This is a genomic window from Bradyrhizobium sp. AZCC 1678 (genome assembly GCF_036924765.1).
Taxonomy (GTDB): Bacteria; Pseudomonadota; Alphaproteobacteria; order Rhizobiales; family Xanthobacteraceae; genus Bradyrhizobium; species Bradyrhizobium algeriense.
In genome coordinates, this window is record NZ_JAZHSE010000001.1 from 788,033 (window position 1) to 804,386 (window position 16,354).

The following is a 16,354-nucleotide window of genomic DNA, read 5'->3' on the forward strand; positions in this document are numbered from 1 at the left end:
AATTCTGCGTCGTTATGGCCCTAGAACTGCTTGCGAAGAATGCTGGCCAAATTGTTTGAACTGGAGATATGCTATTCCAAGTTGTGTGATGCGCAACCAGTTGAAGAGCGCGTCTGGCTGGTGCGACTGTCTGAAGACATAATCGAAGGAACTAAATAGCGGGGGGTCCAGTGACTGCGCCCAATTTCATTCCAGATCCAATTTCAAGACGCATTAGAATTTTTTCATTCGATCCCGGTCTGGCCAGCCAATACGATATGGCCGGAATTGGAGAAATTACGATCAAAGTTCCGTGGGAAGAACTGCAGCGCGGTCCGATCGGGGAGTACATCGATGTTATCGACGTTGATCACGCCAGCGGAGTTTTGTACCGGCCCGTCGATCTCAGTGATCCCAAGCTGCTTGCACAGGATGGCTTAGCGCCCTCCGAGTCTAATCCCCAATTTCATCAACAGATGGTCTACGCAGTTGCGATGACCACCATCGGACATTTCGAGCGCGCGCTTGGCAGGGTCGCTCTCTGGTCCGCCCACCGCAAGCGCTATCCAGACGGCGGCTACGACGAATACTTCGTCCGGAGACTGCGCATATATCCGCATGCGCTGCGCGACCGGAACGCCTACTACAGTCCCGAGAAGAAAGCGTTGTTGTTCGGCTATTTTCCAGTGGAGATCAAAGACGAATTCAACGCACCGGGCACCATGATCTTCACGTGCCTCTCACACGATATCATTGCGCATGAGACGACCCATGCGCTGCTCGACGGAGTGCATCCGCGCTTCAACGAACCCGTCAACGTGGACGTGCTTGCCTTCCACGAAGCATTTGCCGATATCGTGGCACTATTCCAGCATTTCGCTTATCCCGGAGTGCTACGCGACCAGATATCCCGCACCCGCGGCAATCTTGCCAATGAGAATATGCTCGCCCAACTGGCTCAGCAATTCGGACGCGCCGCAGGTCGCGGGGGCGCGTTGCGTGACGCGCTCGGCAGAAAGAATGAAAAAACCGGCAAATGGGAGCCGCTACCGCCCGATGCCAACGCACTAGAAAGAATCTCCGAACCGCACGATCGCGGAGCTGTGCTCGTGGCAGCGGTATTCGGCGCCTTCTCGAAGGTCTATCGGGCGCGCACGTTGGATCTCTTCAGAATCGCGACAGAAGGCACCGGCGTGTTGCGCGAGGGTGATATTCATCCGGATCTGGCGAAACGCCTCGCCGAAGAGGCGGCCCGAATCGCATCGTACATACTGCAGATGTGCATCCGGGCAATCGACTACTGCCCACCGGTCGACATTACATTCGGCGATTATCTGCGGGGCATCATTACGGCTGACTACGACCTGAATCCAGACGACGAATTCGGGTATCGGCTGGCGTTCGTGGAAAGCTTTCGGCAATGGGGAATCCATCCGCGTGGGATGCGGAGCATGTCCATTGAAAGCTTGATGTGGCCGACAGGCGAGGAAGCGATGCAGGACGAGGACGTCCCGATAGATCCCGCGGAATTGAAATCACTCTTCGAAGAACTCCAAGAGACCGATGCGCCAGACTCTCCTGGAAAAAGGAGGAAGGCCCGGTCCCCCAAGGACCACCTCAAGCCCTGGCACCTGGACAGCGATCGTTTCAAGACTTGGCAGGGCATCGACGAAAATGCCCGGGTGCTGTGGGCATGGCTGGTCAAGGGCAAAGGCGAAAGGTTTGCGAAGGCGGCCGGCATCATCCTTGATAATAGAGATGGTCCTGTTCCCGCCACAGTGTTTCGCCCCGTCGAAGCATCCGAAGGGCCTGCTCAGGTGGAGGTGCATTCGGTCCGGACTGCCCTTCGGCGTACCGCGAAGGGAGCGACGGCAAATGTTCTGGTCGTCGAGATAACGCAGCGACGTCGCGGATACTTCGACCCTCAAAAACAAAAGGAAATGGATAGTCGCCGCAGCATTCCCAAGGATGAGGAAGGCGACTTCCGATACCGCGCCGGCTGCACTTTGCTGATTGATCCCGCGAGCATGACCGTCCGGCGGGTCATCAGGACAGCCGGAACGATCGCGGATAATAACGAACTCGAACGGCAACGGCGGTTTTTGGTGGATGGAGGACTGGAGCCCAACAATGCTTACTCGCCGGCCGTGAGCGTGCTGCGTTCAAAAGAGCCTTTTGCCATCCTGCACAGGCACGGAGGCTGACATGGCCCGTCAATCAAAGAAGACTGCTGGAAAAAAATCCCCGAAACGGTCAACCAAGAAAACAGCGACAAACAACAGGCCGGAAGTAAACTTGACGCCTCCCAAAGGAGGCGTGGCGATTAGAATGTACCGGATTGGTCATGGCGACTGCTTTTTGCTGGCCTTCAGCGGCAAAGAAAAACCGATCTTTGTGCTGATCGATTGCGGATACAAGCCCGGTTCTCCCAAGTTCATCAACGATGTCACCACGCCCGATAAAGTTGTCGCAGATATCAAGGCTGTCACTGGTGGCCATATCGATGTTGCGGTTATTACCCATGAGCATCAAGACCACGTCAATGCGATCACAAAGTCGAGGTTTGACGGCTTTACGATTGGCCAGACCTGGTTCGCGTGGACCGAAAGCGAGGACGACAAGCTGGCGAAACGTCTGCGAAAAAATTATGGTGATCGCCTCAAGACGTTGGTTGCCGCCAGCATCAGGCTTGCTGCAACCAACCCGTCGCTCGCACTTAAGATGAACGAGTACATCGCCCTGGCAGTTGGCGGCGAGCAGCCCGCAGGCTATGGTATCCCAAACGCTTTCTCGGCGGCCGGCTCGTGGACCAACAAGGACGCGATGAAGCTTTTCCGCGATTTATCGCAATCCGAAGTAAAGTGCCTCTATCCTCACAAAGAGATCATTAAATTGCCGGGGGCGGAATCGGTGCGGGTGTTCGCGCTGGGACCACCCTACGACGAAACCGCACTCAAGGATCTCGACCCTCATGATGGTGAAGGTTTTCCGCAGCAAGGCCGACACATGGCTGCATCATTGGCGTCGTTCGGCGCTGCGGTCAATGCGGCCCCCGGCTCCGTCGTGGCGGGACCGTTCTCAGCTCGCCACGCGGTTTCGATCGATAAGCTTTCGAAAGAGCTGGAGTTGCAGTCCTGGTTCGACAAGAACTACGGTCTCAAAAGAACGGCGTCGAACCATTTTAATCCCGAGCAGGATGAAGTTCCGGCAAATGCGGATTTTCGCAGGATTGACCATGACTGGCTGCAATCGGCGGAGACCCTTGCCCTTGCTATGGGCAATGACACCAACAATGCGAGTCTTGTCCTGGCGTTCGAACTGGGAAAGGGCGGCAAGGTTCTGCTATTCGCGGCCGATGCACAACGTGGAAACTGGGCGTCATGGGCCGACGGATCATTCAAGGATGGCAACGAAACGGTCGAGGTACGCGATCTTCTCAGCCGAACGGTACTTTACAAGACCGGTCATCACGGAAGTCACAATGCGACGCTGAGCGGAGACGCATCTTCGGCCACTCCAAACTTGAGCTGGCTGGGACGCGGCGACCACTCGAGTGAGTTTACCGCCATGATAACTGCTGTGAGAGCTTGGGCTACCCAGCCGACTGTAGGCTGGGACCATCCGCTGAAATCGATCAGGGAGGCGCTGCTGGACAAGTGTTCAGGCCGAGTCTTTCAAACCGATACCGATTTTACGAAGATGGTGCCGCTTGACGGAACCAGTAAGCGCCCGTGGGCGGCGTTTCAAAAGCGATCAACTGGCGGAGCATTGTACTTCGACTACCATATCGAGCCCGGCTAAGAAGGGCTGATCTCCTCCATCGCCCGCAATATCGAATCACGGCTGCACCGCCGCGATGACTTCCTTCACCAGCCGGGCAACGCCGCGTATGTCGCCGGTCGGATCGACGCTGTCGCCGAGCCGCACCACTACGAGGCGCTGCGACGGCATGATCACGATGCGCTGGCCGAGAATGCCGGACGCGAAAAACGAATCGCTGGGCATGCCTAGCCTGCATTTCTCACAGGGCCAATTTGATTTGCGACGGGTATTGGTGGATCGGCGCGAAGGCGACGAGGACCGTGGCGCCGAAAGCGCTGGCGGCGATTTGGTTTTGAGTGTGCGTTGGACCTTGTTGGTGATACCGCGGATTGGGCGCGTCGCGGCTTCGCGTGTCAGGCCGGCGAGGCGCGGGCCTTGGCGGCTTCGGCCAGGCGGCGAGCCGCGTGCCCCCATTCTTCGGCGGCAGGGCAGGCCGAGGCCATGGCGATCCTGATGCGGCGGCAGGAGATGCGAACCAGCGCGCCGATCTTCAAGAGCTTAAGCCTGATGGTGCCGCAGGTGGCGTCCGCAAAGGTGGTTTCAGCAAGGCCGATGCGCCGCAGGGCGCAGATCAGCACATAGGCCATCGCGGCGAACCACAGCCGCAGTTGGTTGGCGCGCATGGTCTGGGCCGAAGTGCGGTCGGCGTAGAGGTCGAGCTGGCATTCCTTGATGCGGTTCTCCATGTCACCGCGCGCGCAATAGATGTCCTCATAGAGCGCCCGCGCTCCCGTCTCGCTGCGCCTGAGCGAAGTGACGACGAAGCGCGGATTGGCCTCGCCGTGCGTCCACTCCGCCTTGGCGACGACGCGGCGGCTTCGGCTCCAGCTATCGAGCGTGCTCCACTGGAAGTCCTTGAAGCGGCGCGCCGGGCGGCCGGTCTTCTCGGCCGCGGCCCTGGCCGTGGCAAGCTCCTCCTCGATCATGGCGACCAGGCGCGTGTTGCGGGCGAGCCCGAACAGGTAATCCACGCGGTTCTGCTCGCACCACGCCATCAGCGCCTCGCGCGCAAAGCCACTGTCGGCTCGCAGCAGGATACGCGCGAACGGCCAGCGGGCGCGGATTTGCCGGACAATCCGCTCGACCTCCGCGACGCTGCCCGCGCTGGCGTCGATGTCGGAGGGGCGCAGCTTGGCCGCCAACAAATGCCGGCCGCAAAACACGTATAGCGGCAGATAGCAGTAGCAGTCGTAATAGCCGTGGAAGAAGCGCCCCTCCTGATGTCCGTGCAGCGGATCGTCGGTGGCGTCGAGATCGAGGATGATCTGCTCCGGCGGCCGCTGGTACGCCTCCAGGAACAGCGTCACCGGCAACGCTTCGATCGCCGCCGCGTCATAGGCGATCTTGTGATAGCGCGAAGGTTCGTTTCGGCTCAACTCCAGCCGGTTCAGCGTCGACTTGCCGGCCACCGGTGCGCAGTCCCCGCGCCGGGCTGCAAGCTTGCCCGAAAGCACCGCCATCAGCGGATCGTGCCGCAGCTCGTCGTGGTCGTTGAGATCTTCATAGCCGAGCGCGATGCCAAAGACCCGCTGCCCGATCAACGTGCCGACCGCATGCTCGATCAAGTCCTGACGGCGATGATCGCGAAAGCAATCCGCAAAGCGACCCACCAAATCGATCGCCCGGTCGGTCGCGCCCAGAAGCAGCGCGCCGGCATCCGACGTCACAAGGCCGCCATCAAAGGCCGCTTCCACAACACGGCCTTCCACCCTTCCAAAATCAAACTGTTCTGCGCTACACTCTGTCGGCATCGGGGCGTTCCTTGAATCATCCCAAAGTCCTTCTCGCAAAAGAACTTTCGCTGATTCGCGCCCCGATGCGCCTCAACACTGTGAGAAATGCGGGCTAGATGGACGCGGCCCTTGGCGTCGGGGTGATCGCTGCGGTTGGTGTAGAATCCCGCGGCGTAATCGCTGTTCAATGTCGCTGCGGCGCAGAAATCCACCCAGTCCTCGTGCAGGATCCGCTTTCCTCCGACCACGCCGTCATTCAGATAGAGCAGGCCGAATTTCGCCCAGTCGCGCGCGCTGGCGAGCATGTAGTTCGCACCCTGCAACGTGCCGGCGCCGTCGAACTCGAGTGTGACGTTGCGCATGCCGAGCGGATTGAACAATTCGCGCCAGGCAAAGGCGAGCGTCTGCTCAGGCCCCCCGGCGGCATCCCTGATGATGCGCGCCAGGATCTGCGTGGTGGCGCTGGAATAGTGAAATCGCGTGCCGATCGGCGCGATCAGCCCAGTATTGACGGCATAAGCAGAAGTATCGTCTTCCAGAAACATCCGGCCTGATCGGTCGAAGCCGGAATTGGTCTCGTCGAGATCGAGGCCCGAGGTCATGCGCATGAGATGCTCGACCTCAATCTCGCGGCGTGGATCCTCAGTGGCACGCCATTCCGGGATCGGTGCGGGCATCGACGGCGTGACCAGGCCCTGCTGCGTCAATACGCCGATCAACGCGTTGATTACCGATTTGGTCATGGAAAAGCCGAACAGCGGCGTCTCCACACCGATGCCGGGCGCATAACGCTCGGCAATCACCTTGCCGTCAAGCACCACCACGACGGCCTTGGTTCGCCGGAACGGGGGCGTGGCAGGTTCTTCGAAAGCATGGTCGAGCGCGGCCTTCAGCGCGGGATCGGTCGGTTCGACTACGGCGGGCCCGGCAATCTCCGGCAAGAGCGGCGGTGTCTTCGACACCCTCAGCGTCTCGACATCGTTCTTCAGCAGATACGGCTCTTTCGCGCCGTGCTGCTCGACGCAGCCGAGCCCGTCATGGAATGATGCGCGGCCCCTGAACAGGCCCAGCGTCGAGGCCTCGACGGCTCTCGCCTTGCGATCGACCTCGAACTTCATGACATGACGCAAGCGGCGGAAGCCCGGCCGATCCATCGTTTCGGCGAATACGGCCTGCGGATCGAGGCCGGAAACGAAGGCCTTCGTGCAAACCATGTGCGCGACGGAGCCCGTGGCGAGGCGAACAGTGCGGTCGGGCCGGAAGTGCACGCCAAGCCCGGTGAGCGCAGCCAACACGACGGCGACGGTGGCGACGAGGATCCACTTCCACGAAGTCACGCAGTTCTCCGGCGTTGCGCGGCGGCCGCTTTCGTTTCTATCGCGACGTCTGCGCCGCACCCACCGAGGGCAGCGCCTGCACGGTGACGCCGGGTGGCGGCACGTCGTCATCTGGCACGAAGAAATCCGACATCAGCGGCACCGAGCGATCGACACGGTAGTGCTCGAAGTCCCTGACGCCGGAAGCATACAGCACCTTGTCGTCGATGCAGAACTGCCCGGTGAATTCCCGCGCCGGTCTTGTCAGAATGGCGTGCGCGGCATCGCCCATGATCTCGGGCGTGCGGCTGGCGCGCATCATGGCCTCGCCGCCGAGCAGGTTGCCGACCGCGGCGGTCGCGATGGTGGTGCGCGGCCACAGCGCGTTGACCGCCACACCAGCGGATCTCAATTCGCCTGACAGCCCCAGCACGCACATGCTCATGCCGAACTTCGCCATCGTGTAGGCGGTGGAATGCTCGAACCATTTTGCCTTCATGTCGAGCGGCGGCGACAGCATCAAGATGTGTGGATTGGCCGCCTTCTTCAGATGCGGGATGCAATATTTCGACACCATGAAGGTGCCCCGGGTGTTAATGCCCATCATCAGGTCGAACCGCTTCATGTCGGTTGCTTGCGAGTTGGTCAGGCTGATGGCGCTGGCGTTGTTGACGCAGATATCGATGCCGCCGAATTGGGCGACGGTCTGCTCGATCGCCGCGATCACCTGCGCCTCGTCGCGGATATCGCACAGCACCGGCAGCGCCTTGCCGCCGGCGGCGCGAATTTCCTCCGCCGCGGTGTAGATGGTGCCCTTCAGTTTCGGATGCGGCTCCGCGGTCTTCGCCGCAATCGCGACATTGGCGCCGTCACGCGCGGCGCGCAACGCAATGGCCAGTCCGATGCCGCGGCTGGCGCCGGATACGAACAGCGTCTTGCCTTTGAGGGATGTCATCTGAAACTCTCCTGTGAGAGGGGACGCATACTACGGCGCGTCCCTCACAAGTGCACGTCCTCATTGGCCCACCGCCGCCGCGCCCCTTGTGCGCGGATCGGGGGCGCCGAGCAGGCCGTGCGGCGTGACGGCGATCGAATTGACCGAGGTCTGGCCGAGCGGCTCGATCACCTTGTGGCCTTTCGCCCTCAACTCGACCAACACCTCGTCGGAAAAGCCGCGTTCCACACGCACTTCGTCGGGCATCCATTGGTGATGGACCCGCGGGGCCGCCACCGCGGCGGCGACATCCATCTTGTAGTCGAGCACGTCGATCACGACCTGCAGCACCGCCGATATGATACGGCTGCCGCCCGGCGAGCCCGTGACCAGCACCGGCTTGCCGTCCTTCAGCACGATGGTCGGCGACATCGACGATAATGGCCGCTTTCCCGGGCCGGGCAGATTGGCTTCGAAACCGACCAGGCCAAACGCGTTCGCCGCGCCGGGTGCTGCGGTGAAATCGTCGAGCTCATTGTTGAGCAGCACGCCGGTACCCTCGGCGACCAGGCCAACACCATAGGGAAAATTCAGCGTGTAGGTGTTGCTGACCGCGTTGCCGCTGGAATCGACCACAGAGTAATGCGTGGTGTTGCTGCCCTCGCGCGGGCTCACCGCCAGCACAAAGGCCGCCGGCGTTGCGCGCGCAAGGTCAATGCCGGCGCGTTGCCGGGCCGCGTAATCCTTGGTGATCAGCACATTGACCGGTGCGTTGACGAAGGCGGGATCGCCGAGATAGCGCGCACGATCGGCGTAGGCGCGCTTCATGGCTTCGATCATGACGTGCAGCGAAGCCGCGGAGCCCTGCTTCATGTCGGCCATCGCAAATCCTTCGAGAATGTTCAGCGATTGCAGCAATACCGTGCCGCCGGAGGAGGGCAGCGGCATCGATACGACGTCGTAGCCGCGGTAGTTGCCGCGCACCGGGCTGCGGATGACAGCCTGATAGGATTTGAGATCGTCCACCGTCATGAGACCGCCGCCGTCGCGGACGGCCTTTGCCAGCCGTTCGGCGACCGGCCCCTCATAAAATCCGCGCGGCCCCTGTTCGGCAATCGCCGACAGCGTTGCCGCGAGATCGGACTGGATCAACCGGTCGCCCTCTTGCAGCCGCGTGCCGTCGCTGCGGGAGAACGCCTTCGCTGAATTCGGCCAGCGCCCCATTCGGCGGTACATATCTGACAGCGTGTCGGCCATATCGTCGGCGACCACAAAACCGTCGCGCGCCAGTTCGATGGCGGGTGTGAGGATTTGCGCGAGTGTGAAACGGCCGGAGCCGTATTTCTCCAGCGCCACTGCCAGCCCGGCTACCGTGCCGGGCACGCCGATACCAAGCGCGGAATTGCGCGACTTGTCGGCATCGGGTTTGCCGTCCGGTCCCAGAAAAATATCGCGCGTAATCGCTGATGGTGCAGTCTCGCGATAATCGATGGCAACATCTTCGTTGCGCCCGGCAGAATGAATCACCATAAAGCCGCCGCCGCCGATGTTTCCGGCGCGCGGATAGGTGACGGCAAGCGCAAAGCCGGTGGCGACCGCGGCATCGACCGCGTTGCCGCCTTGCTTGAGGATGTCGGCGCCGACTTGCGCGGCGAGCCTTTCCTGCGCCACCACCAGACCATGCTCGACCGTGATGGCGCGAACGGTGGAGAGATCGGGAGGCGCGTAAGAGCGGCGTTCCTGGGCAAAGGCTGTCGCCCCGAAGGCAAACGCAAGTACGAATGTGGCAGCTACTCGGCGCCACCGGATTGAAAAGACCGCCATCGAAAATCCGCCGCAGTTGGAGCCTGTGTGACGCTTGGCAACAGCCCCCAGCGCCGGTGACGCATGCTATATGGGTTCGCATTCAACGGGCAAAACGGCTAGCGAGACTTTTGAAGGAAATTTCTCACATGACGGTGATCGCTTCCGAGGCAGCCGGCGCCGAGATACCGCGGGAATATCCGCGCCGCGCCGCCGTCATCAGCTGGATATTCTTCGATTGGGCCGCGCAGCCTTATTTCACGCTGATCACCACTTTTGTATTTGCGCCTTATTTCGCGGGTTTTGTTGCGCCGGACCCGGCGCAGGGGCAGGCGCTGTGGGGATTTGCCACCGCGGCCGCCGGCCTGATGATCGCGTTGTTGTCGCCGGTGCTGGGCGCGATCGCCGATGCCAGCGGACGCCGCAAGCCGTGGATCGCCGGCTTCGGTTCGCTGCTGGTAATCGGCGCCTCGCTGATGTGGTTCGGAAAGCCTGGTGACCCCAGTGTCATCCCGGCGCTGTTGCTCGCCTATGCGATCGCGAGCGTCGGCGTCGAATTCGCCACCGTCTTCAACAACGCGATGATGCCGACGCTGGTGCCGCCGGATCGAATCGGGCGATTGTCCGGCACCGGGTGGGCCACCGGCTATGTCGGCGGCATCCTCAGCCTGATCCTGGTGCTCGGCTTTCTGGCTGCGAACCCCGAAACGGGGCGCTCGCTTTTCGGCCTGGCGCCGCTGTTCGGCCTCGACCCGGTCAGCCACCAGGGCGATCGGATCACCGGCCCTTTGACCGGCATCTGGTTCGTCATTTTCGTGATCCCAATGTTCCTGTTAACGCCGGATTACCCGGCAAAGCTTCCGATCCGCGAGGCGTTGCGCGCAGGACTGAGCGGGCTGAAGCGGACGCTCGGCGAATTGCCGAAGCAGAAATCGGTGGCGACATTTTTGCTCGCCAACATGATCTATACCGACGGACTGGTGTCATTGTTTGCGTTCGGCGGCATCTACGCCGCCGGCACTTTTGGCTGGCATACGATCCAGATTGGAAGTTTTGGAATTCTGCTGGCCATCGCCGGCACGTTCGGGGCGTGGTTCGGCGGCAAGCTCGACGACAAATTCGGACCCAAGCGCGTCATTGCCGGCAGCCTGCTGATCCTGCTGTTTGCGTTGGCTGCGATTTTGCTGGTCGACAAGGATTCGATCCTGTTCGTGAAGGTCGCGCCACCCGCACCAGGCGGCGCGCTGTTCTCGGGCGCCGCCGAGCGCGCTTATCTCGTGCTCGGATGCCTGATCGGCGCCGCCGGCGGTCCGCTTCAGGCGGCGTCGCGCACGCTTCTGATACGCCTCGCGCCAAAGGATCGCATCGCGCAGTATTTCGGATTGTTTGCGCTCACCGGCAAGGTGACGTCGTTCATCGGCCCGCTGCTGATCGGTGTGATCACGGCAGTCACCGCGAGCCAGAAGGCCGGCATGGCGCTGCTGGTGGTGTTTTTCCTTGCAGGCCTGGCTCTGCTGACGCAGGTGAGGGAGAACTCGTAGGACCTCCTAGCTTTCGTCAAGGAGCTGGGCGTCCTTGAATGACGAGCGTAGCGCCGTGCTCGCCGCCGTCCAGGACGCTCCGCGCCGGCTACGCCGGTGCCGATGGCATCCTGGACAGCGTCTGCGCGCGTCGCTGTCGGGTTCGGCAGGTCGGGACGAAGGAATGGTCGCAAGCGGCCGAACCAAGGAATGAGGCTTACTGTTTGACGGAGATCTGCGAACTCCCGCGGTTGGCATCATACAGGGTCCGGCTCTTGAGGGTCGAGCATAGAGCCGAGAGCAGGCGATCGCCCACGCTACGCAACGCACGTGCATGGCCGTGGCCGCGCTGCCGCAAGGCATCATAGCGGCGCCGCGCGGCAGCATCGTGCTGGATGGCAACGCGCGACCAATGATGAACGGCGGTCTGCAGCCTCCTGTTGCAGGCGTGGCGGCGGATCACGAAGCGTTGTTTGCCGCTTTGCCGCGTCACCGGAGCAACCCCTGCCAGCGCACGCAAGGCGTGATAATCTCGGGCCTGCAGCGGCTGCGCTGCCTCGGTGAGCAGTGTGGCGAGAACAATCCTGCCGATTCCCGGCCAGGAGCGAAGGATTGCCACGTCACACTGCTCACGGCTCTGCCCCGACGGGCTCTCCTCGTCCGGTGCCGCGAGCCCGGCGCAGAGGCCGTCCAGGGCGTTGTGGGCTTCCTTGATCTGCTGATTGACCAGGTGCATGCGCGCCGCGAGACTGCGGATATGCACGCAAGCGGCCTCCGTCGTGCCTGGGGCGACGAACAAGGCCGTCTTGCGCAAGGTCTGCAGCACGGTGGCGGCATCGAGACGCCGGATGCGGTGGTCCTTGAGGATGCGCGCAACCGTCTTCTCCGTTACCTTCGCGGCGGCGGCGGGGGTCGGCACCTTTTGCCACAGCGCCAGGAACCAGTCGTCCCCGACATCATCGGCTAGTTCGGTCGCCTGCGGATAGTAGCGCCACAGCTGCTGACGCAGACGATTGGCCAGACGCGTCCGTTCCTGCTGCAACTCGTCCACGAGGCGCGACCACTCGCGCAGCTCGATCACCACCGGATTGTCGATCGCAAGCTGCCGGAAGGCTTTCCGATCGGTACGCAGTGAGTCTCCAAGGACAAGGGCGTCTCGGCTGTCATCCTTGGCGCCTGCGACTGTGAAGCGATCGCGGAAACGATCGAGCTGCTTGGGATTGATGGCAAAGACCACAAACCCGTGCTCGAGCAGCATCTCCACCACGGGACCATGCGGCATCTCGATCGCGACGGCGATCTGCCCCGGCGCAGCCCCGGTCTTCTGCAGCAACCAATCTCGCAGTTCCGTCAGTCCGGCTCCGCCATGGGCGAACTCCCGCTCGCCCATGCGTCCTCCTTCGCTATCAAGCAGGCAAACGCGGTGGCTCTGTGTTGCCCAATCGATCCCGACAAACCAACGCACATCCTCAACCATTACTGGACCTCCTCGCTTCTCAAAGCGGGCCCACTGCGATCCCGATCGATCCCTGTACTGGCGCTCTTGGCGCAAACCTCCTAGTGGATATTGATCGCAGCCGCTCCACCGGGGCGCAGGTCCTACGAAGGTGGCTCATAGCACGGGTGGGTCAGGCAGCTCCCGGCAGATCGGCCCGTGCAGCCAGTCTACATCAACGACTGGTGCCGAACGCCAGAAGGGTACAGGGTGGGCAGAGCGCAGCGTGCCCACCATCTCGCAGCGTGCTCGGTGGCAGATGGTGGGCACGTCGCTTCGCTCCTTTGCCCACCCTACGGCATCGTCGCTCAATGCCTGAAATGCCGCACGCCCGTGAACACCATGGCGATGCCGTGCTCGTCGGCGGCCTTGATGACTTCGTCATCGCGGATCGAGCCGCCGGGCTGGATCACGGCGGTGGCGCCGGCTTCGATGCAGGCCAGCATGCCATCGGCGAACGGGAAGAACGCATCGGAAGCGACGACCGAGCCTTTGGTGAGCGGCTCGGCGAGTTTTGCATCGGCCGCGGCATCCTGCGCCTTGCGGGCGGCGATGCGCGCGGAATCGACCCGGCTCATCTGGCCGGCGCCGATGCCGACGGTGGCGAGGTCCTTGGCGTAGATGATGGTGTTGGACTTGACGTGCTTGGCGACGCGGAACGCGAATTTGAGATCGCGCAGCTCGGCCTCGGTCGGCGCGCGTTTGGTCACCGTCTTCAGCGTGAGGTCGTCGACGACAGCGTTGTCACGGCTCTGCACCAGCAGGCCGCCGGCAACGGTTTTCGCGGTCAAGCCCATCGCGCGCGGATCGGGCAGGCTGCCGGCGAGGAGGAGCCGGAGGTTCTTCCGCTTCGCGATGATCGCGATGGCTTCTTCCGTCGCGTCGGGCGCGATGATCACTTCGGTCAGGATTTCCGTGATGACGCGGGCGGCTTCGGCGTCGAGCGTCCGATTGACGGCGATGATGCCGCCATAGGGCGATTGCGTATCGCAGGCAAACGCCTTGCGATAGGCGCTGACCAGATCGGGACCTTCGGCAACGCCGCAAGGGTTAGCATGCTTGACGATGACGCAGGCTGCGGTGCGCTTCGGATCAAATTCGCCGATGCATTCATAGGCCGCATCGGTATCGTTGATGTTGTTGTAGGACAACTCCTTGCCCTGCAATTGCCGCGCGGTGGCGACGCCGGGCCGCTTGTCGGGCGTGCGATAGAACGCGGCCGTCTGGTGCGGGTTCTCGCCGTAACGCAGGGACTGGATCAGCCGGCCGCCGAACGCGCGGAAATCCGGCGCGTCGTTCTTGAGCTGGAGCGCAAACCAGTTCGAGATCGCGGCGTCATAGGCTGCGGTGCGCGCATAGGCCTTTGCGGCGAGGCGGCGGCGCAGCGCGAGCGTCGTTGCACCCTGGTTGGCGGCGAGTTCGTCGAGCACGGCCTGGTAATCCTGCGCCTCGACGACGACGGCGACGTCGTCGTGGTTCTTTGCGGCTGCGCGGATCATCGCGGGACCGCCGATATCGATGTTCTCGATGCAGTCTTCGAAAGCAGCGCCTTTGTCGACGGTTTCCTCGAACGGGTAGAGGTTGACCACCAGCAGGTCGATCGGCGCGATGCCATGCGCCTTCATCGCATCGGCATGTTCCTTGTTGTCGCGGATCGCGAGCAGGCCGCCATGCACCTTGGGATGCAGGGTCTTGACCCGGCCGTCCATCATTTCGGGGAAGCCCGTCAGCTCCGAGACGTCCTTGACCTGCAGTCCGGCCGCCGCGATCGCCTTCGCGGTGCCGCCGGTGGAGACGAGCTCGACGCCATGTTCTGCAAGCGCCTTGGCAAATTCGATCAGGCCGGTCTTGTCGGAAACGGACAACAGGGCGCGGGTTACACGGCGCGGATGGTCGGTCATGGAGAGGTTCCTGGCTGGTAAGCCAGCCCGGTAGCATGGTTTTGCCGGTCGTGAAACCGGGCAAAAAACCCGCCAAATCCACGGGTGGAAATCTCACGGCCGACAGCGGCCTTAGAGTGGCAGTTCCGGCTCGCGCCGCGCATTGCGGCGGGCGTTCGTTCCGGCTGCCGTCGTCGCCGAGCGGACAAAACTCCAGCGGACCGAGGAAGCGTGGCGGGAATCCTGGCGGATCACGATCTGGGCGGTGCGGCGGGGGCCGTCATTGCCGGCCAGAAACACGCTGTCCTCGATGTCGACCTTGTCGTCGAGCGCCTCGAAGGTCCAGACGTCGCGGTTGGGCAATACCAGCATGACGCCGCGCGCATCGCTGAGGCGGCTTGCCTTCACCGCGGGATGCAGGTGAAACCGCAGGGCAAAATCGGTCTCGGCGCCCTTGATGCGCGTCCCCGGCGCCGGCGAGATGGTATCCTCGCCGTCGAGCCTGCCGCCGTCCTGAGAGATCATCAGCACGCGGCGGTGCACGACGCCGAATTTTGCAAGATACCCGTCATGGGACGTGGTCAGCAGATCGCCGTCGGCCATCGCCTCGCGGTAGCTTTCCACATTGGCCGGGCCGCTGACGACGGGCGCGCCCTGCAGCAGGCGCTTCATCGCCGACAGTTCGATGAACTGGCACGAGGACGTATCGTGATAGGTCAGGGTCGAATGCGCCGCGGTGCTGCGCGCAAAGCTGCGCCAATTGTCTCGGCCGGTCGAGGGCATGCCGCAATTGACGACGATCCGGCTCGGTCCGGAAGACAATTCGAACGCGAGGCAACCGGCATGCGCTTCCTGGCTGACATTCGGCGACGGCGGCGGGCCGGTGTCCACGATCACGGTCGTCGCGCCGGCATCGAGGCGCTGGAAGCCGGTATACGGCATGTTCGCCATCGGTACGCCGTGGGTGTCGTCATAGGCGAGCAGGGTGGCCACCAGATCCGAAGGCGCGTTGCTCATGCCGTTGAACAGCGCAAAGCTGCCGTCGCCGTGACGGAAGAAGCGCAGCATCGGCATCATGCGGTCGATCGCATTCAAAAGCGCCGGCGGCGGCGCAATGTTGCGGGCGGCAAAGGTCTGCCGCAGCGGCAGCAAGTCGCTCAGCAGTTCGACCAGCGCGCCGGGATTGCGCGAGATGTGCCCGCCGTCGGGCAGGATCTGCCGCTGCAATTCGTCGGAAAGCCGTCGCGTGGCGGAACGGATGTGACGCGCCTGATTGGCCAGGCACAGCGAGGCGTAGCACAGCGCGATCAGCACCTGCAGCCGCGGCACGCCGTCGGCGATGTCGAGCATCGCGTAGCGCAAATAGCGGATCTCGCGGGTCAGCCCGCGCAGATATTTGCGATAGAATTTTCCGTCGGTGTCGCCGAGCACCAGCGGCGCCTGCGACAACAGCGAGATCACGCGGCGTGCCAGTACGTCGGGGCGGCGTTCGAGCGGCCGCTTGCGCCCCGGGTTCGAGATCCAGTCGTCGACCAGCGAGCGGGCATTGGCGCGGGTCAGCGCGGTATCGGCGGCGCGCAAATGGCGCAGCCAGCCGAAGCCGAGTAGCGCCACTTCCCAATCTTCCGACGGCGGTTCGAGATCGAAGATCGAGCGGCCATGGCAGGTCACGATCTTGCCGGCGAACACGAAGCGGCCGGCATAGATCTCGGCGGCGCGGGTGGCGTCGGCGGTGCGCAGGTCGTGCGGCGCGATGGTCAGCCGGTCGGCGCGGCCGGGCCACAGCCGCGACATCGCCACCGTAGCGCCGGTCGCACGCGCGATCACGGTCCGCGCCGAGCGGCTCATGATAAGCGTCGAGATGCGTCTGCG

At 62.7% G+C, this 16,354-nt stretch carries 11 protein-coding genes; 3 read left to right on the forward strand and 8 right to left on the reverse strand.

The window, feature by feature from the left end; translation table 11 throughout:
* Positions 1–170: 170 nt before the first annotated feature.
* Complete coding sequence (locus tag V1294_RS03780; protein ID WP_334495236.1) at positions 171–2,183, forward strand: hypothetical protein; 2,013 nt, start codon at positions 171–173, stop codon at positions 2,181–2,183.
* A 1-nt stretch (position 2,184) separates the two neighbouring features.
* Positions 2,185–3,780, forward strand: coding sequence for a hypothetical protein (locus V1294_RS03785; protein WP_334495238.1), 1,596 nt, complete (start codon positions 2,185–2,187; stop codon positions 3,778–3,780).
* Between the two features lie 36 nt (positions 3,781–3,816).
* On the opposite strand, the gene V1294_RS03790 is transcribed toward V1294_RS03785, so the two are convergent.
* The 5 genes from V1294_RS03790 to ggt form a co-directional block, all read right to left on the reverse strand.
* Positions 3,817–3,984, reverse strand: a complete 168-nt coding sequence (locus V1294_RS03790) for a hypothetical protein (protein WP_334495239.1) — start codon at positions 3,982–3,984, stop codon at positions 3,817–3,819.
* A 170-nt stretch (positions 3,985–4,154) separates the two neighbouring features.
* Positions 4,155–5,552, reverse strand: coding sequence for an IS1380 family transposase (locus V1294_RS03795; protein ID WP_334494944.1), 1,398 nt, complete (start codon positions 5,550–5,552; stop codon positions 4,155–4,157).
* Positions 5,465–6,871 (reverse strand): serine hydrolase domain-containing protein, encoded by a 1,407-nt coding sequence (locus V1294_RS03800; protein WP_334495241.1) that lies wholly within the window; start codon positions 6,869–6,871, stop codon positions 5,465–5,467. The genes V1294_RS03795 and V1294_RS03800 overlap by 88 nt, the downstream gene beginning before the upstream one ends.
* A 37-nt stretch (positions 6,872–6,908) precedes the next feature.
* The gene (locus V1294_RS03805; protein WP_334495243.1) at positions 6,909–7,805 is read right to left on the reverse strand and encodes an SDR family oxidoreductase; all 897 of its coding nucleotides are present in this window, start codon (positions 7,803–7,805) and stop codon (positions 6,909–6,911) included.
* Between the two features lie 60 nt (positions 7,806–7,865).
* Positions 7,866–9,608, reverse strand: a complete 1,743-nt coding sequence (gene ggt / locus V1294_RS03810) for a gamma-glutamyltransferase (RefSeq protein ID WP_334495244.1) — start codon at positions 9,606–9,608, stop codon at positions 7,866–7,868.
* Positions 9,609–9,736: 128 nt separating this feature from the next.
* On the opposite strand from ggt, the gene V1294_RS03815 reads away from it, so the two are divergent.
* Complete coding sequence (locus tag V1294_RS03815) at positions 9,737–11,128, forward strand: MFS transporter (RefSeq protein WP_334495246.1); 1,392 nt, start codon at positions 9,737–9,739, stop codon at positions 11,126–11,128.
* A 196-nt stretch (positions 11,129–11,324) separates the two neighbouring features.
* Here V1294_RS03815 and V1294_RS03820 read toward each other — a convergent pair whose 3' ends face one another.
* The 3 genes from V1294_RS03820 to V1294_RS03830 form a co-directional block, all read right to left on the reverse strand.
* Entirely contained in the window at positions 11,325–12,584 is a 1,260-nt protein-coding gene (locus tag V1294_RS03820) for an IS110 family transposase (protein ID WP_334494766.1), read from the reverse strand.
* A gap of 326 nt (positions 12,585–12,910) precedes the next feature.
* On the reverse strand, positions 12,911–14,503 hold the full coding sequence (purH, locus tag V1294_RS03825; RefSeq protein WP_334495248.1) for a bifunctional phosphoribosylaminoimidazolecarboxamide formyltransferase/IMP cyclohydrolase: 1,593 nt from the start codon (positions 14,501–14,503) through the stop codon (positions 12,911–12,913).
* 111 nt (positions 14,504–14,614) lie between these two features.
* On the reverse strand, positions 14,615–16,330 hold the full coding sequence (locus tag V1294_RS03830; protein ID WP_334495250.1) for a heparinase II/III family protein: 1,716 nt from the start codon (positions 16,328–16,330) through the stop codon (positions 14,615–14,617).
* Positions 16,331–16,354: the final 24 nt, after the last annotated feature.